This window comes from Streptomyces sp. HUAS MG56 (assembly GCF_058673395.1).
Window position 1 is genome coordinate 1,212,530 of record NZ_CM178722.1, and the last position, 18,961, is coordinate 1,231,490.

The 18,961-nt window shown below is 69.5% G+C and carries 18 protein-coding genes and 2 pseudogenes; 9 read left to right on the forward strand and 11 right to left on the reverse strand.

The annotated features are described in order from the left end of the window. Window positions 1–194: 194 nt before the first annotated feature. A complete protein-coding gene (locus AC4OXY_RS06195; protein WP_491993370.1) occupies window positions 195–893 on the reverse strand; it encodes an NAD(P)-dependent oxidoreductase in 699 nt (232 codons plus the stop codon). A 115-nt stretch (window positions 894–1,008) separates the two neighbouring features. On the opposite strand from AC4OXY_RS06195, the gene AC4OXY_RS06200 reads away from it, so the two are divergent. Next, complete coding sequence (locus tag AC4OXY_RS06200; protein WP_491993371.1) at window positions 1,009–1,725, forward strand: TetR/AcrR family transcriptional regulator; 717 nt, start codon at window positions 1,009–1,011, stop codon at window positions 1,723–1,725. 310 nt (window positions 1,726–2,035) lie between these two features. On the opposite strand, the gene AC4OXY_RS06205 is transcribed toward AC4OXY_RS06200, so the two are convergent. After that, window positions 2,036–2,308: a hypothetical protein gene (locus AC4OXY_RS06205; protein ID WP_491993372.1), complete on the reverse strand. Its 273-nt coding sequence runs from the start codon at window positions 2,306–2,308 to the stop codon at window positions 2,036–2,038. A gap of 341 nt (window positions 2,309–2,649) precedes the next feature. Between AC4OXY_RS06205 and AC4OXY_RS06210 the strand changes: the two genes are divergently transcribed. Continuing rightward, window positions 2,650–3,129: a DUF732 domain-containing protein gene (locus AC4OXY_RS06210; protein ID WP_491993373.1), complete on the forward strand. Its 480-nt coding sequence runs from the start codon at window positions 2,650–2,652 to the stop codon at window positions 3,127–3,129. A 103-nt stretch (window positions 3,130–3,232) separates the two neighbouring features. On the opposite strand, the pseudogene AC4OXY_RS06215 reads toward AC4OXY_RS06210, so the two are convergent. After that, window positions 3,233–3,741, reverse strand: a pseudogene (locus AC4OXY_RS06215) (IS30 family transposase); the annotation flags it as partial. Between the two features lie 175 nt (window positions 3,742–3,916). On the opposite strand from AC4OXY_RS06215, the gene AC4OXY_RS06220 reads away from it, so the two are divergent. Next, window positions 3,917–4,666, forward strand: coding sequence for a class I SAM-dependent methyltransferase (locus tag AC4OXY_RS06220; RefSeq protein WP_491993374.1), 750 nt, complete (start codon window positions 3,917–3,919; stop codon window positions 4,664–4,666). 215 nt (window positions 4,667–4,881) lie between these two features. On the opposite strand, the gene AC4OXY_RS06225 is transcribed toward AC4OXY_RS06220, so the two are convergent. From AC4OXY_RS06225 to AC4OXY_RS06235, 3 genes are all read right to left on the reverse strand, one after another. After that, the gene (locus AC4OXY_RS06225) at window positions 4,882–6,078 is read right to left on the reverse strand and encodes an IS110 family RNA-guided transposase (RefSeq protein WP_491994612.1); all 1,197 of its coding nucleotides are present in this window, start codon (window positions 6,076–6,078) and stop codon (window positions 4,882–4,884) included. Window positions 6,079–6,373: 295 nt separating this feature from the next. Then, window positions 6,374–6,592: a hypothetical protein gene (locus AC4OXY_RS06230; RefSeq protein WP_356038242.1), complete on the reverse strand. Its 219-nt coding sequence runs from the start codon at window positions 6,590–6,592 to the stop codon at window positions 6,374–6,376. 470 nt (window positions 6,593–7,062) lie between these two features. After that, window positions 7,063–7,485: a MarR family winged helix-turn-helix transcriptional regulator gene (locus AC4OXY_RS06235; RefSeq protein ID WP_356038240.1), complete on the reverse strand. Its 423-nt coding sequence runs from the start codon at window positions 7,483–7,485 to the stop codon at window positions 7,063–7,065. 163 nt (window positions 7,486–7,648) lie between these two features. On the opposite strand from AC4OXY_RS06235, the gene eno reads away from it, so the two are divergent. Continuing rightward, window positions 7,649–8,956 (forward strand): phosphopyruvate hydratase, encoded by a 1,308-nt coding sequence (gene eno, locus AC4OXY_RS06240; protein ID WP_376292406.1) that lies wholly within the window; start codon window positions 7,649–7,651, stop codon window positions 8,954–8,956. On the opposite strand, the gene AC4OXY_RS06245 is transcribed toward eno, so the two are convergent. Further along, entirely contained in the window at window positions 8,942–9,754 is an 813-nt protein-coding gene (locus AC4OXY_RS06245) for an SDR family NAD(P)-dependent oxidoreductase (protein ID WP_491993375.1), read from the reverse strand. The genes eno and AC4OXY_RS06245 overlap by 15 nt on opposite strands. Here AC4OXY_RS06245 and AC4OXY_RS06250 point away from each other — a divergent pair. Continuing rightward, window positions 9,647–10,018, forward strand: a complete 372-nt coding sequence (locus AC4OXY_RS06250) for a sigma-70 family RNA polymerase sigma factor family protein (RefSeq protein WP_402070764.1) — start codon at window positions 9,647–9,649, stop codon at window positions 10,016–10,018. The genes AC4OXY_RS06245 and AC4OXY_RS06250 overlap by 108 nt on opposite strands. 225 nt (window positions 10,019–10,243) lie before the next feature. Here the strand turns inward: AC4OXY_RS06250 and AC4OXY_RS06255 are convergent, their stop codons facing one another. From AC4OXY_RS06255 to AC4OXY_RS06270, 4 genes and pseudogenes are all read right to left on the reverse strand, one after another. Then, window positions 10,244–10,930 (reverse strand): hypothetical protein, encoded by a 687-nt coding sequence (locus tag AC4OXY_RS06255; protein WP_491993376.1) that lies wholly within the window; start codon window positions 10,928–10,930, stop codon window positions 10,244–10,246. A gap of 234 nt (window positions 10,931–11,164) precedes the next feature. Then, window positions 11,165–11,536 (reverse strand): CPCC family cysteine-rich protein, encoded by a 372-nt coding sequence (locus tag AC4OXY_RS06260; RefSeq protein WP_491994797.1) that lies wholly within the window; start codon window positions 11,534–11,536, stop codon window positions 11,165–11,167. A gap of 39 nt (window positions 11,537–11,575) precedes the next feature. Then, a pseudogene (locus AC4OXY_RS06265) lies at window positions 11,576–12,487 on the reverse strand (ADP-ribosylglycohydrolase family protein); the annotation flags it as partial. Between the two features lie 163 nt (window positions 12,488–12,650). Further along, the gene (locus tag AC4OXY_RS06270; RefSeq protein ID WP_491993377.1) at window positions 12,651–12,812 is read right to left on the reverse strand and encodes a hypothetical protein; all 162 of its coding nucleotides are present in this window, start codon (window positions 12,810–12,812) and stop codon (window positions 12,651–12,653) included. 409 nt (window positions 12,813–13,221) lie between these two features. On the opposite strand from AC4OXY_RS06270, the gene AC4OXY_RS06275 reads away from it, so the two are divergent. The 4 genes from AC4OXY_RS06275 to AC4OXY_RS06290 all read left to right on the forward strand — a co-directional run bounded on the left by AC4OXY_RS06275 (window position 13,222) and on the right by AC4OXY_RS06290 (window position 18,904). Then, window positions 13,222–13,413, forward strand: a complete 192-nt coding sequence (locus AC4OXY_RS06275) for a hypothetical protein (RefSeq protein ID WP_362817073.1) — start codon at window positions 13,222–13,224, stop codon at window positions 13,411–13,413. A gap of 536 nt (window positions 13,414–13,949) precedes the next feature. After that, window positions 13,950–15,155 (forward strand): cytochrome P450 family protein, encoded by a 1,206-nt coding sequence (locus AC4OXY_RS06280; protein WP_376292394.1) that lies wholly within the window; start codon window positions 13,950–13,952, stop codon window positions 15,153–15,155. Between the two features lie 717 nt (window positions 15,156–15,872). Continuing rightward, the gene (locus AC4OXY_RS06285; protein ID WP_491994798.1) at window positions 15,873–16,361 is read left to right on the forward strand and encodes an LmeA family phospholipid-binding protein; all 489 of its coding nucleotides are present in this window, start codon (window positions 15,873–15,875) and stop codon (window positions 16,359–16,361) included. A 224-nt stretch (window positions 16,362–16,585) separates the two neighbouring features. Further along, entirely contained in the window at window positions 16,586–18,904 is a 2,319-nt protein-coding gene (locus AC4OXY_RS06290) for an MMPL family transporter (protein WP_491993378.1), read from the forward strand. Window positions 18,905–18,961 lie beyond the last annotated feature (57 nt).

Sequence of the window (18,961 nt, forward strand, 5' to 3'; positions counted from 1 at the left end):
GCACCTCCGGTGGGGACGTCTCGGATCGGCTTCTCGTGCAGGACCGGCGCCGCCGGCATGCAGGCCGTGCGCGGTGGTGGTCCGAACCTTTCAGGGCTCTGGGCGCGGTCGCGTGATGGCTACGCCCAAGTGCGGATCTGCCGCGCCCGTGGGGGAGTTCATGAGGTCCCCCACGGGGGCGTGGGCTGTGGCTGTCAGTAGCCGATGGTGAAGCGGCGCTGCACGAAGCGCGGCAGCTCCGCCTCATCGATCAAGGCGATGGCCGCGTCCTCCACCGAGATGCGGCTGCGGCCGTCGGCGTCCAGGACCGGCTGGTCGCCGCCGATCCGGAAGCGGCCGGTGCGCTCGCCGGGGCCGATCTCCTCCGCGGGGCTGAAGTAGGTCCACAGCCGGTTCGAGGTCCGCAGGACGGCCAGGGCGTGGCGGTGACCGCGTACCGCTGCGGCGTATTCGCGGGGCAACCCAAGCTGGTCGAGGGCGGCGTGCAGCAGTTCGTCGGAGTCTGCGCGCACCACTCCCGGTTCGATTTCGAGGCTGCCGGCGCCGCCGATCACGATGAGCCGGGTCTGTGGGCGGCTCTCCAGAGCCTTCAGCAGAGCCCGCGCCGCCGTCGCATAGACGGTCGGGTCGGCGATCGAGCGCCGGACGGTGTCCGCGAAGTCCTTGGCGGCATTACCCGGCTGAAATCCGCTGATCAGGACGTCGAGGCCGGGCAGGATGCCCGCGATGCTCTTCGGGTCCAGGACGTCGACGCTCGTCCAGGTGATGTTGTCCCGACGCTCCTCGCGCTGCGCCTGAACGGCGTCCCGACTGAACGCCTTGACGTTGTGGCCTCGGTCGAGGGCCTCGGTGACGACCCGGCTGCCGATGGTCCCCGTGGCTCCGATGTGCATGTTCTCCCCTGTGCATGCAGAAGTAGGACGCCACTGTTGGTGACGCCGTGCAGAAACTATACGGCGTGAAGTTAAGTTACAAGGCTCAGTAAGTCGACGCTGTAGAGTGCCGGTTGTGACAGCCACGGGAAGCAGGGGAAGACGCGAGCGGCTCCGGGCCGAGACCACGGCCGAAATCAAGGAGGTGGCACTGGCGTTGATGGCCAAGGGCGGGCCGGACGCCATCACCCTGCGGGCCATCGCCCGCGAGATGGGCATGACCGCCAACGCCATCTACGGGTACTTCCCGACCAGGGACGACCTGGTCACCACGCTGATCAACGACGTGTACACCGCCTTGGCCGACGCTGTGGACACGGCCTGGGAAACCACGCCCTCCGCCGATCCAGCCATCCGGATCGAGGCGTGGGCCAACGCCTTCCGGACCTGGGCCCTGGTCAACCCCCAGGGGTTCCGCCTCATCTACGGTGACCCCGTGCCCGGCTACCAGGCCCCCGAGGGAGGCCCCGCCCCGGATGCCGCTCGCCGGGTCTGCACCGGGCTCACCGCCCTCGCGGCAGCCGCCTGGCCCCACGCCCGGCACCTCTACCAGGACAGCGCCTTCGACTGGTCCGACTTCGACCCTGGGCTCCTCGAAAAGGTGCGTCCGGCCTTCCCGGACTTGCCGCCCGCAGCCGTCGCCCTCGCCCTGCGCATCTGGGGGCACCTGCATGGACTGGTGTCACTGGAGGTCTACGGCCACATGCACACCCAGACCACCAGCCCGGAGAAGCTCTTCCGGGAGGAACTCGCCCAGCTCATACAGACGCTGCGCATCCCACGTCGACGCTGAGCGTCCCAAACGCCGACAGGCTCGGTGAACTCCGGAATTGGGCATGCCCCACGTGCGAGGGCGGAGACGTTCGAGGAGCTGTCCGCGCTGGTCCACGACGCGGCCGGCCTCGACGTGGACGAGCACGGTGCTGTAAGTGCGGCCCTTGCAGAAGGCGAACTCGTCCACTCACAGCACCCGCGGGGCGCGGTCCGGTACCGTCGCCGCCTTCAGCAGCCTGAGCAGCCGGGTCCGGCCCGCGGTCATCCGCAGACGTCGGCACAGCCAGGTGGCCGGGCGTCCGCCGAGCTCGATCGTGATCCGACCGCAGTCAGCCCGTCAGCCCGGTGCTGGAGCGGCGGCGTCGCTCGGACAGGCCCGGCACCTGCTCGACGAACGTCTTGCGGGACCAGCTCTTCCGGTCGCAGAAGTGCCGGCGCACCCGCGGCCGGACGATGACCTGGCGAAAGTCCAAAGGCCGCTCGTTCAGGGTGTGTTGGTACGTGCTGTGCACGCGCCTCGCCTGCTCGCCGCAGTCGAGGCACCGGCCCGGACGAGCCGGCCACACCGCATCCACCACCAGGACGCTGGAGGAGCCGTTCACCCGCCCCACCCGCACATCGATCCCGGGAAACAGCACATTCTGCGGGCAGATCCAATTTCAGGAATCCTCATCAGCCCGTATGTCCGGTCGCGGTGTGGATGGCCCTGTACCGGCCGATGGACGACACCGATCACCGACTGGACGGGTGGACGACCACAGCGAGAAGTGAGGTCAGAGACTCAGCGTCGTTCACCAGAACTGGCCGTACCGGATCAGCGGATGGTGGGAGGATCCCGCCGAGCAATGATCGTGCCGTCCGGCCGTTCCCGGGCTGCTCGGCCTCCGTTCGAAGGAACGGGAGACGCTACAGCTACCCGGAAGGGCCGGGCCTGCGTCCCCGCGTGAAGGACATCATGACCATCGGCACAGCGAAAGTGATCACCATGGCGGCAGCCGCAGCCGCCATGCTGCTCCTCTCCGCGTGCCGCACGGGAAAAGGAGACACGTCGTTGCCATCGTCCGCCTATCACGGCAAGGACCCCACCATGGGGAAGCCGTCGACCACCGCGTCCGCGCCGCCGTTCGCCCCGACACCGGCTCGTGCCGTGCTGCCGCCGGAGCCGACCGGCGAGGTACGAGAGAGATACATAAGCGCCATGTTGGGAGCACGTCCCGCGTTCCTGGGAACCACTCCGGAGCAGGTGATCCAGTGGGGACGTGAGCACTGCGCGAGTCTGGGCGGCCGAGACGAGATCGCGGCAGCCAAGCGGCGTTTCGCCTCCCCGCACAACCCCGTGACAACGGACCAGGCACGGATGATCAACGCGGCGGTGAGGGCGTACATCTGTCCGCAGGACAAGTACCGCTGGCACCAGAGCTGACGGGAACGATCTGAGCACCTGTCGAAGCCCCCGTCAGCCTCTAGGCGAATTCCAGGAGTCGTGGCAGCACGGGTGATCAACTGGCTGCGGCCAGGGGCTTGGCGGCGACGCCGTCCAGCCGCTCGCGGCTGTGGACGGTCAGCTCGGTGCCGTTGGGGAAGTACTGCCGCAGCAGCCGGTTGGCGTTCTCGTTCGGTCCCCGCTGCCGGGGGCTGGCTGGGTTGCAGAAGTAGACCGGGATGTGGCCTGCGGGCAGGTGGGCGAGCATCACGTGGCGGGTGACCCGCTCGACGAGGGTGGCGTTCGCGGACTTGCCGTCCTTGCCGATGATGAGGTCGCCTGTCCAGTGCCCGAGGACCGCTCGATCGGAGGCCTCTGCGGGCCGGTCGCTGATCATCACCATGCCCTTGATGGCGCTGGGCCGGCGCTTGTCGGACTGCCGGCGCGGCCGGCGCATGGCCCGGCCGGTTCGAAGTACCTTGGTCAGTTCGCGGCGGAGCTCTCCACGGCCCTCGACGTAGAGGGCCTTGTAGGTCGTCTCGTGGACCACGCGCATCTCCGACCGGTCGAAAACCGTCTACGCAGAGCGTGAAGGCTTTGCTCGGGGGCCCAGTGCCACTCCCGACGATTACCAGAACTCAAGCCACGGTCGGCGGGGGCCTCGTCGTATATGGATCCGGTCAACTGACGGAATATTTGTAGTTTACGCCAATACGACGCGACGGCCGACCCCGTAGAGACTGCCGAACAGGCGGACAACCACACGCACACGCAGGGGGAATGACGCATGGCCAACGCACGTGAGCAGTACGACCGGATCGGCGAATCCTTCGAGGGCTTCAAGGCGCTGCCGATCATCCAGTACGGGGAAGTTCCTGGCGTCCTCGCCGAAGTCGGCGACGTCACCGGCAAGAGTGTCATCGATTTCGGTGGGGGAACTGGATTCTACGCCCGCGAGTTCAAGCGGCGCGGTGCGGCCGATGTCTTCTGTATCGACATCTCCGGCGAGATGATCGCGGTCGGCGAGAAGATCGAGCAGGCTCAGCCGCTGGGTGTGCGATATGCCGTCGGCGACGTCGCCGAGCTGGCCGAGCCCGAGGAGCCGTTCGACATCGCGGTAGCGGTACAGCTTTTCAACTACGCCGACGACATGACGGCTGTCGAAAAAATGTGTCGCACGATCCATGCCAGCGTGAAGCCGGGGGCACCGTTCGTGCTGTTCGCGCAGAACCCCGAATACCGTTTCGACGGTCCGCCGCTGGACAAGTACGGATTTCGCTGCGAAGCCAGGGAAGGAGATTCGGAGCACGGTATCCCGACAAGGATTACCGCCCTGCTGCCGGGTCAAGAGGTCTCCTTCGATGCGACTCCTCCGAAGCGCGAGACATACGAGCGGTGCCTGACAGAGGCGGGATTCACTGAGGTCACATGGATTTCGCTGCCCATCTCACCGGCCGGGATCGAGAAGTTCGGAAGTGACTTCTGGCAGGACTTCTATGCCAACCCGCCGCTCACCCTGCTGCGGTGCCGCGCCTGATCCACACCTCGGAGCCCTCGCCGGCCTTCCGGTCAGTGGGGCCCCCATCCAGCCGCCGTCTTCGGCCGCATTGCCCAGGGAATCGCGACCGGCGTCACACTGAACCGCCTGGCCGGAGCGGCGGAAAAGTCATCGAAGTAGCGGCTGGGCAGCCGTCCGCAAGGCTGCCGCCGCGGGTTCCCCGAACTTCACCACGCCGCTTCCTAATGCTGTTGTCAAGCGGCTGCGGTCACCGGCGGTGTGACTTGGTAGCACCGCCGGTCACGGATCAGGGCCCAGATGACGTTGACGCGTCGGCGGGCGAGGGCGAGCACGGCCTGGACATGCTTCTTGCCCTCGGCGCGTTTGCGGTCGTAGAACTTCCGCGAGTTGGGGTCGTAGCGGACGCTGACCAGCGCGGAGGTGTAGAAGACGCGTTGGAGCCTTCGGTGGTAGGTGATCGGCCGGTGGAGGTTGCCGCTGACCTTGCCCGAGTCGCGAGGGGCGGGGGCGACGCCGGCGAAGGCTGCCAGAGCGTCCGGAGAGTCGAACTCGTCCAGGTCGCCGCCGACGGCTGCGAGGAACTCGGCACCGAGGGTCGCGCCGATGCCGGGGACGCTCAGGATGATGTCGGCGAGTTCGTGCTCGCGAAACCGGCCCTCGATGAGCTTGTCCATCTCGGCGATCTGCTCGTTGAGGGCCATCACCTCCTCGGCCAGGGTGTGGACCAGCTTCGCGATGATCTTCTCCCCCGGGATGGAGGTGTGCTGGCGCTCGGCGGCCTCAACGGCTGCTTCGGCCAGGGTTCTCGCGTTGCGGACTTTGCGGTTGGCCAGCCACTTCGTCAGCCGCATGACGCCGGCCCGGCGGATCGCGGGCGGCGTCTGGTAGCCCGTCAGAAGCCTGAGCGGGCCGGTGTTGGTCACGTCCAGGGCTCGTTCCAAAGCCGGGAACATGCTCAGCAGGGTGCCGCGCAGGCGGTTGACGACGCGGGTGCGGTCCTCGACCAGGTCGGACCGGCGTCCGGTCAGCAGCTTGAGTTCCACGGCGGCCTCGTCGCCAGGGCGGATGGGCCGCAGGTCCCGGCGCATCCTGGCCTGGTCGGCGATGACGTAGGCGTCACGGGCGTCGGTCTTGCCCTCGCCGCGGTAGCCGTCGGAGGCCCGGTTCACCAGTCGGCCGGGCATGTAGAGGACCTCCTGGCCGTGGCTGACCAGCAGGGCCAGCAACAGCGCGGGTTCCCCGCCGGTCATGTCGATGGCCCAGGTGACCTCACGGCCGCCAGCCAGGTCCAGGATGTCACCGATCAGCTTCAGCAGCTCGGGCTCGTCGTTGGCGACCCGCCGCGACAACAGCGTCTTGCCGTCCGCGTCCAGAGCAAGGCCGTGATGGTGGCCCTTGCCGCTGTCGATCCCCGCCCATATCCGGCTCATCATGCTCCTGACGTGCGTATTCGTTCTGCTCGTACCACAGACGACCTCGCCGGCATTGCTCTACACAGCGACTTGTTCGCACTTCCTAATCGGCGGCCGAGTCGTCGTGGGGTGCCGGGCGGCGAAGCGTCGTATGCCACGAGACGGCAGCCGCCTGATAGCCACACCCAGCACCCCTGGGCGACCCAACCCTACGAATGGCTCGATCAACCCGATCAAGAAGGTAGAGCCGCCTGATCCTGAAGCTCCCGCCGCCGACGCCCAGCGGACAGGATCAGACCTTCCTGGACCTGCCTCATGACGGTCGGAGCGCGTACGGCATCCAGCCCAGCGATCTGAGATGTGCCACGAGGCGGCGGCCTCCGTAAATCGGCAGCATCCAGGCGGCATCGGCGTCTACATGAAGGACATCGGCCGCGGCATGGAAGTCCTTGACGGGGTTGAAGACCTTGTTGATCGAGTCGGCGACACCTGCCGCGTACTCGTCAGGGTGGTTGTCCCAAGCCTCGGACATGAACGCGGCGAGCCAGGTGTGTTCGTCCCGAATGACGCAGGATGATCAGCGCCGCCAGGACGCCTCAATCGCTACGGAGTTCGTGGGGGCTGAGGTAACGCTGGGAGACCGAGAACTTGCCCAACTCGACCGGCTGGCCCGCCTGACCACCCGTCCCTCCACTTCGACGACGAAGTCGCGGCGATGCCCCTCGATGACTACGGCGGCACTGCTGTGGCGCGCCGCGGCACACGGCCGCCGACACCTGTACCCCTACCCCGCCCCGCTGTCGCGGTGACCACGCCCGGCCGTGGCGGAGATGTCGACGTCGGCCACGTACGTGGCGAGCCGGAAGCGGAAGTCGTCGTGGTGGGCGCACTTGGGCCTTCGGCAGGTGCGGTGAAGGGGGGTACGTCCCTGTTCGCTTCGAAGCCGAGAGTTCGGGGCGCGTGCCGGGCGTCGCGACGGAGCGAACGTTGCCTGGCGGGGTACTAGCGCGTGGCGAGCCGCTCCAGCAGGGCGGCGCTCCGTGCCAGCAACGCCCGCTCCTCTTCCGTGAGTTCGGCCTCGATGGCCTGCGCGAGCCACCCGGCCCGGCGGCCGCGCTCCGCTTCGAGCGCGGCCCGGCCCGCGTCCGACAGTTCGACCAGGGACTTGCGGCCGTCGGTGGGGTGCGCGCGGCGCGTGATCAGGTTCTGTTCCATGAGAAGCCCCACCGCCCGGGCCATCGACTGGGGGCGTACGCGCTGATCGGCGGCGAGGTCGCTGGTGGTCATGGCGCCGTTGCGGTCGAGTGCACCGAGCACGGCGGCCTGGCCCAGCGGGATGCGGTCCTCGTGTTTGACGCGTCGGGTGAGCTTGCCCATCGCTGTGCGCAGTTCGACGGCGATGGCGGCGGCTTCCGAGGTGGGCATAGGGCACTTTACCCCGTTGGTCAGCGAGGCTGCGCACCTGACCTGCACAGCAATGCTGTACAGCAAAACTGAGCAGCATTGCTGTACAGTTTGCCGTTGTCGGGCTCAGCGCCAGCGTCGTCGCAGCCGGGGCCACGGCACACCACAACGGGAAGGACATCCCATGTCCGCAAAGGCAGTCGGAACCGTGGACGCCGGCATCGAGAGCGTCACCGCCCGCCGGATCATCGACAGCCGGGGCAACCCCACGGTCGAGGTCGACGTCGTTCTGGCGGACGGGTCCCTGGGGCGCGCGGCTGTCCCCTCCGGCGCCTCCACCGGGGCCCGGGAGGCCGTCGAACTACGCGACGGAGACTCCGCGCGTTGGCACGGCAAGGGCGTCGACAACGCGGTGGCCCACGTCAACGGGGAGATCACGGCGTCCGTGCGCGGCCGGGACGCGGCGGACCAAGCGGGCCTCGACGCCGCGCTGGTCGCCCTCGACGGCACCGCCACGAAGTCCCGGCTCGGCGCCAACGCGATCCTCGGCGTCTCCCTCGCCGCCGCCAAGGCCGCCGCCGCGGCCCACCGCCAGCCCCTCTACCGCTACCTCGGCGGCGCCGACGCCCACCTCCTGCCGCTGCCGATGATGAACATCGTCAACGGCGGCGCCCACGCCGACAATCCGCTGGATTTCCAGGAGTTCATGATCGCGCCCGTGGGCGCGGACACCTTCGCCGAAGCGGTACGCATGGGCAGCGAGGTCTTCCACACCCTGCGCCGCGATCTGCTGGCAGCCGGGCACTCCACGGGCGTCGGCGACGAGGGTGGGTTCGCGCCCGCGCTGCGTACCGCCGAGGAGGCGCTCGACTTCGTGATGACCGCCATCGAGCGCACCGGCTACCGCCCCGGCACGGACATCGGCCTGGTCATGGACCCGGCGTCGTCGGAGTTCTTCCGCGACGGGGTGTACGACTACGCGGGCGAGGGGGTCCGCCGCACCCCCTCCGAGCACGCCGACTACCTGACCAAGCTCATCGACGCCTACCCGGTCGTCTCCATCGAGGACCCGATGGCGGAGAACGACCTGGAGGGCTGGCGCGAGCTGACCGCCCGCGTCGGCGACCGCTGCCAGCTCACCGGCGACGACGTGTTCTGCACCAACGAGACGCTGCTGCGCGAGGGTATCCGCACCGGCGTCGGCAACTCGGTCCTGGTCAAGGTCAATCAGATCGGGACCCTGACCGAGGCGCTGGCCGCCGTGGCCACGGCCCACCAGGCGGGCTGGACGGCTGTCATGTCCCACCGCTCGGGCGAGACGGAGGACACCACCATCGCGGATCTGGCGGTGGCCACCGGCTGCGGTCAGATCAAGACCGGCTCGCTCTCCCGCTCCGACCGCACGGCGAAATACAACCAACTGATCCGGATCGAGGAGGAGTTGGGCGAATCGGCACGCTACGCGGGCCGCTCCGCACTACGTCGGGCCTGAACAGCAGGCAGAGATGGAGGCCACGCGGGCTCCCAGATCGATCGGGGGCCGCTCGCGTGCCAGGGAGACAGATCTCTGCAGGGCGGCCTGGGCGTGCGTGGTGTCGGCGACCTCGACCTGGCGGCAGTGTCGGACCTTATGAGCCTTGCGAAGACGGGTCTGCACTGCGGGTCGGCCGTTGTCGGCGCGCGGCCCGTTGTGGGTGCCGTCGGGCTCATCGCAGGTCGGTCGGCAGCGCGGCGTTCCCGCGTTCGAGCAGTACGCCCTGAGCGGCGAGCTGGAGGCGCAGCGTCTGGGTGAGCGCGAGCGCCGCGGCCGCGGAAGCCGAGTACCCCGCCATCCCGGCACCGACGCGAGCGTCGCCAGCGACAGCACGTTGACCATGGCCCCGCGCGACCGTCGCAGGTGCGGCAGGTGAGGCGTGAACGCCTGCGTGACGGCTTCCGGCCCGAAGGAGTTGACCGTCAGGTGCTGTGACAGCACCTGACGGTCCCCGAAATCGTCGAAGATCGCCAGTCCCGCGTTGTTGACGAGCACGTCCAGATCCTCGATCTGCTCCGCGACCGCTTCGATCTGTGCGGCCTGTGCCGCTGGATGTGACCGACCAGGCTGGGCTGCCGCGTCGCGGCGTAGACGCGTCGCGCCTTCCCGCGCAGGACCGCCTCGACCAGTGCGCGTCCGATGCCGCGGTTGGCACCGGTCACCGGTGTAGAGGCGCAGCGCCGCGACCTCCTCCTGGCTGCCCGGATCGGCCTGGACGGCTTCGAGGCCGGTTCCTCGGTCCGGACGTGGCTGCACCGCATCGCCACAAACCGCTGCCTCAACGCCCTGCGCACCATTCGTCGCCGTCCGGTGCCGGCTGAGCCGTCGGCGGCCTCTCGTCCGGGGCCCTCCCGTCTGGGCGAGTCCCTGTGGTTGCAGGCCTACTCCGACTTCCTCTTCGACTGCCTGCCCGACCAGAACCCCGACCCGGCCCTCATCCTGCGCGACGCCCTCGGTCACCGCACCGCGGCAACGGCGGAACTGCTGGGCCTCACCGAGAGCGCAACTGACCCCAGCTGACCGGAAGTACCGGCGGCGCGCCGTGGTCGAGTCTGCAGTCGTACCCCGAGCATGGCCCCGTCCACGGCGGGCCGGCGAGCTAGCCTGCCGTTCCCGGCCGTCACGCTACGGCCTGCCCTGGGCCAGCTGGGTAGCGGTGTTCTCGGTCCAGAGCAGCGTCCAAAAGCGACTGGGCTCTTACGCCTTACGGCCTCTGGCCGAGACTTCACCGGGCCTGCGAGCGCCTCAGCTGGAGGGTCTGAGGTCCGTGCCGACTGGGCAGCTTGTGCCCGCACGCCGGAGGCCGACGATGTGGATGACCGCGCCGACTGCGACGGCCAAGACGGAGACGACCATCAAGGCGATCTCCGACGCGGCGGCAAACACGACATCGGCCCGGGCGGCACGCACCCGCCAGTCGAATTCCGGATCGACCAGCCCCCCGGGATCCCGCACCACCTGTACGCGTTCGCCGACCCGGTCGTCTGCACCGCATGAGATGGCATCGGCGGTCGGTGTGGCGGAACCGTCGTAGCGGAGCGTGCAGTCATAGGTGGTCGATTTCCCGTGGTGGACCTCGATCCGTGTGATCACGGCCGACTCCGACACGCCTCGTGCCTGCAGGACCAGGGCCTGGGACGCCTGCATAGCGCACAACGGTGTGGCGATCATCGGCGCGAACATCAGCGCCAGGGCCACCCGCCGCAGCACGGCGGAAGGAGACAACGACATCACCGCGACCAGCAGCCAGACCACGCCGCCCAGACACAACACGATCGAGGGCACCAGCATCCAGCGCAGCGGCCCCAATACCCCACCGACAAGCGGCAGTAGCGCGGCCACCGGAACCAACAAAGCGGTCAGCACCGGGCGGCGGGGATATTCCGGATCCCCCGCCCGCTTCCTCCCGCCCCGCTTCGTACCCGTCGTCATCTCATCCCCCGTCCGACCGTCACAACCGTGTCAACGATCATTCTCGGACAGGGCCGGAGCGTGTCGTGCGGCGGGACGGTCACCGGTTGCCGACCGCCTCCCGGGGCTGCCTGGGTTCCTGGGAACGATGGCAGCCGCGGCCCTGAGGGGGCGGCATCCCGCCAGTGGACAAGAGCTTCGGTGGGTCGGGCCACAGTGAGCAGTAGCTTGCGGGACGGCCGACCTGCCTGCCGGTCATCTGGGTTCGCGCCGCCAGAACGTCGGCCGCCACCAGTAGAGGTCCGGCTGGTAGTCGGGCCAGGGTACGGGGTCGTGGGGGTCCTCGAACGAGTCCTGCTGCGGGTCGATCGGTCGCCAGAGGGGGTCGAGTGGTTCGTCGGGGAGTGGGCGGCGGGTGAAACGCAGGCCGCGCTGGTCGCAGGCCCCGAAGCGCTGCACGTTGCGCTGCGCTTCGATCAGTGAGACGCGGTTGGCACCGGTCGTGGTCGGCCAGCGCAGTTGTGAGAGGTCGTCCTCCCAGAAGCACACCGGGCAGATGTCGCTCGAGCCGCGCGGTTCGTCGTGGACGAGGTCGCCGCAGCAGGGGCAGGGGTGGCGGTCGGCCACGGTGGCGGTGTGGGCGGCGTTCCAGGACTGGCGTCCGTGCAGCCAAGCGGGCAGGGTCTCTGTGCTGTTGCGCCAGGGGGCGGGGATGCCTTCGGTGCCGACGCGGGAGGCGACGATGCCGCCGACGATCGCGCAGGTGGTGTCGACGTCTCCGCCGGCCGTTGCAGTGGTCCACAGGGCAGTCGCGTAATCGGTCAGACTGCGGGCGGCGCACCAGAGGGTGAAGGGGACCGTATCGACGGCGCTGACCTGGCGGCCGTTGCCGAGATGATGGGCGGCGAGTTCGACGTGTGGCTGGTCCAGGAGCGTACGGGCCTCGACGATGCCGTCGCGTACCCGGCTGGGCGGGACAAGGTCCAAAACGGTGGCGAGCAGGTCCGGGCCGGTCACGGGTTCGCTGCGGCGGTCCGCGGCGTGGCTGGCGGCGACGGCGACCGCGACGGCCCCGGCGATGGCCTCGGGGTGGGTGTGGGTCACCTCGGCGGACATGGCAGCCTGCCGGGCTGCGTGTTCCGGGTCGCCTGGGTAGCGGGCGCCGAGAGGGGCGACGCGCATCGCGGCCCCGTTGCCCCAGGAGCCCTGACCGTCGAACAGTCCGGCCGCGAGTTCACGCCAGTCGCCGCCCTGGCGGACCAGGCGCAGCAGGCGGTTCATCGCAGGACCGTAGCCGCGGTCGAAGTCGTGCCGTTCGGCGAAGGAGCGGGCGAGTTCATCCTGGTCCACCGCGCCTCGTCGCATGAGGAGTTGGTGGACGGAGCAGGCCATCTCCGTGTCGTCGGTCCATGGCCAGGGCGCTTCGGGCAGTTGCTGGGCACGCAGAGCGGGGAGGTTGTCGGGGACGAAGAACTGGGCTCCGAAGGCGTCGCCGACGGCCAGGCCGTTCAAGGCGTCGCGGGCGGTGGCGATGGGATCGACCGGAAGACTGTTGAAGGAGTACGAGTGGGAGGCCATTGCCGGACATCGTGCCAATTCCAGCCCATGCCGGCCACTGGTTTCATCGCGTGGAGGAATGCACTGGCGGGCCCGCCCATCGCGGCGGCGACGGTGGAAGCTGCGGAGGGACCGCGTCGAGGCACGCACATCGCCGCCGCCCTGCTGACCGACACCCAGCTGATCAGGTCGTGCCTGGTGGCTGCCGGTCCAGGAGGTGGTGCATCACGTGCTCCGGGACGGGCGGGTCAGCGACTGCGGCCGTGGCGGTGGCGGTGGCGGTGGCGTGGTGCAGTGAGGCGGGGGTCGCGTAGGGCCCGCCAGCGCGCACCGCGGTCGGGGTCACGGCTGAACCTCTCGACCAGGTCCGCCGTGGCAGCGGGGTCTTCGAGGGCGAGTCGGCGCATAGAGGGGTCGGCGTCGTCGGTGTACTGCAGGGTGTTCTGGCAAGGCAAGTGGGGGCGTTCCGGGAAGCAGGCGGCCGAATAGCCGTCCCACGTCCGGCACATGTCGAGCAGAACCTCGGCAGGTGTCTGTGCGCAGTCCTCGGTAAGGGACAGGCGCACGACCCAGCCCTCGTCGCGTGCCAGGCGTTCTACGACGCCGGGTGGGAGGTTCTGCGCGCAGGCGGCGCTGCGGTGGACGAAGAGGTGGGAGGAGGGTCGGTGGCCGGGCAGCCTTGGAGGGGTTGTGTCGAGTCCTTGCGCAGGAGCTCTTCAACAGTGCATGTCTGGTCAAGGTCCAGGACGAGACAGATGCTGAACCCTCGGCCATCACGCTGGACCCGTGCTTCGAGGTCGCACCATCTGGTCGAATCGCCGGTGTTCGCCGACACCGTGAAGGACTCCCCCTCGGTCGCCGAGTCCGAGGCTGTCAAGCTCTGCGGCGAGCCGTCCTGCACCCAGAACCGCCACCTGCCGACCGTGATGTTCGTAGAACAACTGTAGTCAGGCACGGCGTGGTTGATGCCACTCACTGTCAGGCTGTGGTCGGCCGACACGTGCATTCTGGCGCCGGCCGCACTACTCCAATCCCCGACCAGCTCGGCCTGCTGGATCACGGCTGCTTCGCCGCCGGCGCCGGCGCACGAAGTGCACGCGAGAATCAGGCACCCGAGAACTGCAGCCACCAGGCCGAAGGGCCTGTTGAGTCGATGGGCCGGGTGGCGCATCCTGCCACCTGGCCGTGGTGCCGACTGCCCGCCATGGTCAGCTTCGGCCAGGACCTCGTGCGTTGAATCCATACCCCCATCCATCCGCTTGAGAGTGTCAGCCGCGTGCACACAGCAAGCTGCAGACCGTCGCGACCTTCCAGCGCAAACTCGGAGCGAGCCTGCCACATGTTTTGAACGCGTTCAATTCAAGGGGTCGGCATCCCCAGCCAAGGGACGGAACGGAACCGGGGACAATTCCCCGGTTCATGCTAGGGTCACTCCCAACATCTAATCGGGGAGTAGTCCCCACTTCAGTCCCGGGAGCCGCCGATGCGCACACAGCACGCCACCGTCCGACTCGCCGACCTCACCGACGACTTCACCGCTGACCCGTACTCCGCCTTCACCGCGTTGCGCTCCCGCGGGCCTGTCCACCACGTGCGCTTCCCCACCGGGGACGAGGCGTGGCTGGTGGTCGGGCACGAGGAAGTGCGCGCGGCGTTCGTCGACCCCAGGCTGCGCACTGACGTACGGCACTCTGCCGACTTCGAGGACGACGGGCTGTACTCCGTGGGCCGCAACATGCTCCAGGCCGATCCGCCCGATCACACCCGCCTACGGACGCTGGTGGCCCGCGAGTTCACCGCCCGCCGCGTCCAGGCACTGCGACCCCGCGTCCAGGAGGCGGCCGGTGCGCTCCTGGACGCCGTGGTCGCCGACGGTCGTGCCGACCTTGTGGCTGCATTCGCCTATCCACTGCCCCTCACCATCATCTGCGAGCTGCTCGGCGTGCCAGACCTGGACCGGGCTGCCTTCCGGGCGTGGTCCACGAAGGTCGTCGCCCTCGACGATGCGGAGCAGTCCACCCGCGCCGCGCAGGAGATGGCCGCGTATCTCGCCGGGCTGGCGGAAGAGAAACGGCGGCTGCGGGACGCGGCGGAGAGCGACCTGCTGCACGCCCTCGTCCGCACCCACGACGGGGACGGCGCCGACCGGCTCACCCCGGAGGAACTGCTCGGCATGGCCTTCCTCCTGCTCGTCGCAGGGCACGAGACCACCGTCAACCTCATCGCCAACGCCGTCCACCTGCTCCTCGGCCATCCCGGGCAGCTTGCCGCCCTCCGCGCCGACCCCGAGTTGCTGCAGGGCGCCGTGGAGGAGACGCTCCGCTTCGAGTCGCCGGTGCCGGCGGGCACCTACCGCTACACCGCCGAACCGATCACCCTCGGCGGCGCCCGGATACCGGCGGGCGCCCGTGTCGTCCTCTCCATCGCCGCCGCGAACCGCGACCCCGCGCGCTTCCCCGCCCCCGAACGGTTCGACATCCACCGCGATCCGGCCGCGACCCGCGCCCACCTCGCCTTCGGGTACGGCCTGCACCACTGCCTGGGCGCCCCGCTGGCCCGCCTGGAGGCATCCCTGGCCCTACGCATCCTGCTGGACCGCTGCCCCCGCCTGGCCTTCGACGGTGACGGCACACCGCAGTGGCGCAACAGCCTCATGCGGAGCCTGCGCGAACTGCCGGTGCGCTGGTAGACACGGCTCCTTCGTGACAGCGACTCAATCCGGTTGGAGAGCTGGCACGCGTACGGTTCCGCAGACGGCACGCCCGACCGCAGCGAACCGGGCCGGCTCCGCCGTCTCCGGATGCCGGACGAAACCGACGTCGTACAGGTACGGCGCCCGCGCCTGGGCCGAAGACGAGGTGCCGAGGGCCGCGGGAACCGCCACGGCGGCTGCCAGCGGGGCGGCGAAGTCGCGCCGTTCCACGGGTCGGGGCGTTCCGTCGTAGAACCAGCGGATCTTGAACGCGCCGGATGGTGAAGCGTGCGGTCCACGTGGGCGTGAGCGGCATATGACACGTGTGATGCCGAGGCCGCCGTCGAGGCGCCCGGCGGCGGCGAGCGGTCCGCCCAGTACGGCGGTGTTGCGAGGGCTCGCCCGCCGGGCGGCGGGCGATCTCCTGCTTGAGCAGCGTATGAAGTCGAGGACCTCGGCGAAGACCAGGCCCGCCTTGCAGGTCGTGCACGTCCTGCGGGTCCTGCGCGTCCCGCATGTTCCGTACGGCCCCCTCCTGCACCACGCGTTCATCCTGACGCGCCATTCCCCGGGCCCGGCTGCCTGCCGCATCCATGGAAAGTGTCAGTCATGACAGTTTGTGTATCGTGTCAGTCATGACACTTTCTGGCCGGGTGGCCTCCAGGCTGTGCCCGGGGCGGCGTACGGCGCTCGTCCCGGCCGCCGTCCTCCCCCCTGACCGCGGTCGCCGACACGGCGGAAGCGCTGGTCCGGCACCGGATCGCCGAACGGATCGCGACTGTGGCCGGCACTCGCCTGGGCACCACCCCGGACGTCGGGCTGGGCGACATGCCCGCGCTGTGGCAGCTGGCGCGGGGCACCTTCCCGGACGTCGAGCTGACGGCGGACGTGGTGTCCGCCCGGCACGTGATCGGCCTCGCCGTCGATGCCCACCTGCATCAGGTGCGCCGGAGCGGGGAGGGAGGCGCGGTCGGATCGTCCAGCGTGATCGTCGACGTCGACCCCGCGTCCCTGGCCGGCGCCGGCGGGAGCCGTCCGGACAGCGTGGTGGTCCCCGATCCCGCGAACCGACGGCTGATCGCGCGCATCGGCCCTGCCGGCGCCCTGACCGTCCCCGTCACTCCTGTCCTGGCCGACCGGCCGGACGATCCGCGTCACATCCGGCCGGCCCACGTTCACCGGCAACCACCCCCTCCCCGATGACCTGGCGAACGAGATCCCGGCCGGGGGCACCCGCACTGTCTCCCCGACCGACCTTCCGCTGAAGCTGCGGCCCCGTCGGCTCACGGTCACCGACAGCGGCCTCCGCCTCGTCCTGAGCGGCGGCCCTGCCGCGTTCCGCACCTGACCCCGCGCTGCCCGGCCCCGTACGCGGGCTCCAACGTGCCGCTCACCCCGGCAAGTCACCCTCAAGGAGCACCTTTTCGATGGCTTCCCTCCTCTACCGGCTCGGCCGCGGTGCGTTCCGGCATCGCCGGGCGGTGCTGGCCGCCTGGCTGCTGATACTGACCGCGGTCGTCACCTGCGTGATCACATTCGGCGGCACGACCAACGACGAGTTCACCGTCCCGGGCTCACCGGCCCAGACCGCCATGGACACCCTCAAGAAGGAGCTGCCCTCGGCGGCCGGGACCAGCGCCCAGCTCGTCTTCGTCGCCCCCGAGGGCCACGAGATCACCGAGCCGCAGTACGCCGAGGCGGTCAGTGCCACCATGGCGAAGGCCGACAAGGCTCCCCAGGTCGTCGGCGTGACGGACCCCGTGCGGAGCAAGGTCATATCGCCGGACCGCACCACCGCACTCGGCCAGGTCCGCTACCAGGTCAGCCGCGCCGACCTGCACGACGACAGCCTCACCTCGCTGGAGAAGACCACCCGGCCCGCAAAGGACGCCGGGCTCACGGTCGAGGTCGGCGGATCCGCGTACGGCAGCAGCAAGAGCACCGGCCACACCAAGGAACTGATGGGCGTGGCCGTCGCCCTCGTCATCCTCACGATCACTTTCGGCTCGCTGTTCGCGGCCGGCCTGCCGCTGCTGACGGCGATCACGGGCGTCGCCGTCACCCTGCTGGGCCTGTCCGCGCTCACCGGCGTGCCGACCATCTCCAGCACCGCCCCGTCCCTGGCCTCGATGCTGGGACTCGCGGTCGGTATCGACTACGCCCTGTTCATCCTCTCCCGTCACCGCTCCCAACTCGCCACCGGCATGGACACCGAGGAGTCCGCCGCCCGGGCCACCGCCACGGCGGGCAGCGCGGTCGTCTTCGCCGGACTGACGGTGATCATCGCGCTGTGCGGGCTGGCCGTCGTCGGCATCCCGTTCCTCACCGTCATGGGCGTCGGCGGCGCGGCAGCCGTACTGATCGCCGTCGGCGTCTCCACCACTCTGCTGCCCGCGCTGATGGGCTTCGCCGGTGAACGGCTGCGGCCGAAACCGGGCTCGCGCGCCACCCGCCGAGAGCAGGCCGCCCACGGAGGCGCACACGACGGAGACGACGGACACGACGGCCGACACGGAGGCGAACACGGCAGCGGGCACGCAGGCGAACACGGCGGGCGCAGGACGATGGGCGAACGCTGGGGCAGGATCGCCATCCGCCGCCCGTTGCTCACGCTGCTCGCCGTCCTGATCGGCCTGCTCGCGGTCGCAATCCCGGCCCACAGCCTCCAACTGGCCCTGCCCGACAACGGTTCCGCCCCGGCGGGCAGCAGCCAGCGGCAGGCGTACGACACTGTCTCCGAGAAGTTCGGGCCCGGGTTCAACGGGCCGCTGCTCGTCCACGCCGACACCTCTCGTGCCACGAACCCGCAAGCGGCCACCGCCGCGCTCGTGAAGGATCTGAAGTCCGCCGACGGCGTCGCGGCGGTCGGCGAGCCGCAGGTCATCGACCATGGGAACGCGGCCGTCATCCAGGTGGTGCCGAAGACCGGGCCCTCGGACGAGAAGACGAAGAACCTCGTACTGCACATCCGCGACGAGGCACCCACCTGGCAGCAGCAGACGGGGGCCAAGGTTTCGGTGACGGGTACGACCGCCGTGAACATCGACGTCTCCGACCGGCTGGCGAGCTCGCTGATCCCCTTCGCGCTCGTCGTCGTCGGCCTGTCGCTGCTGCTGTTGCTGCTGGTCTTCCGCTCGGTGATCGTCCCGTTGAAAGCCAGCCTGGGCTTCCTGCTCTCGGTGGCCGCCACCTTCGGCGCGGTCGTGGCCGTCTTCCAGTGGGGCTGGCTCGCGAGCGCGCTCGGCGTCGCCGAGACCGGGCCGGTGGTCAGCATCCTGCCCATCCTGGTGATGGCCGTCCTGTTCGGACTCGCCATGGACTACGAGGTGTTCATGGTCAGCCGCATGCGCGAGGCACACGTCCACGGCGCCGCACCGAGGGAGGCCGTCCTGGCCGGCTCGCGCCACGCCTCCCGCGTGGTCACCGCCGCAGCCCTGATCATGTTCGCGGTGTTCGCGAGCTTCATCCCCGGCGGCAGCACCATGCTCAAGCCGATCGCCTTCGCCCTCGCCGTCGGCGTCTTCATCGACGCCTTCCTGGTCCGCATGACGCTTGTCCCCGCGGTCCTCGCCCTCGTCGGACGGGCCGGCTGGTGGCTGCCGAAATGGCTGGACCGGCTGCTGCCCGACCTCGACATCGAGGGCGAACGACTGGCGGCATATCAGCAGACGGACGGCACGGACGGGCACAGTCGTCCGGGTCTGCCCGTCGCGGTCGGCGGGGCCGTCCAGGAGGCCCCGCACTGACACAACAGCCGCCAACGAGCCCACCGGAGCCCGTGACCATCGCCCGGTCACGGGCTC

Coding starts and splice junctions, on each gene's coding strand:
- AC4OXY_RS06195 (WP_491993370.1), bottom strand. CDS start 893: ATGCACATCGGAGCCACGGGGACCATCGGCAGCCGGGTCGTCACCGAG.
- AC4OXY_RS06220 (WP_491993374.1), top strand. CDS start 3,917: ATGGCCAACGCACGTGAGCAGTACGACCGGATCGGCGAATCCTTCGAG.
- AC4OXY_RS06225 (WP_491994612.1), bottom strand. CDS start 6,078: ATGAGCCGGATATGGGCGGGGATCGACAGCGGCAAGGGCCACCATCAC.
- AC4OXY_RS06230 (WP_356038242.1), bottom strand. CDS start 6,592: ATGTCCGAGGCTTGGGACAACCACCCTGACGAGTACGCGGCAGGTGTC.
- AC4OXY_RS06235 (WP_356038240.1), bottom strand. CDS start 7,485: ATGCCCACCTCGGAAGCCGCCGCCATCGCCGTCGAACTGCGCACAGCG.
- eno (WP_376292406.1), top strand. CDS start 7,649: ATGTCCGCAAAGGCAGTCGGAACCGTGGACGCCGGCATCGAGAGCGTC.
- AC4OXY_RS06255 (WP_491993376.1), bottom strand. CDS start 10,930: ATGACGACGGGTACGAAGCGGGGCGGGAGGAAGCGGGCGGGGGATCCG.
- AC4OXY_RS06275 (WP_362817073.1), top strand. CDS start 13,222: ATGCTGAACCCTCGGCCATCACGCTGGACCCGTGCTTCGAGGTCGCAC.
- AC4OXY_RS06280 (WP_376292394.1), top strand. CDS start 13,950: ATGCGCACACAGCACGCCACCGTCCGACTCGCCGACCTCACCGACGAC.
- AC4OXY_RS06290 (WP_491993378.1), top strand. CDS start 16,586: ATGGCTTCCCTCCTCTACCGGCTCGGCCGCGGTGCGTTCCGGCATCGC.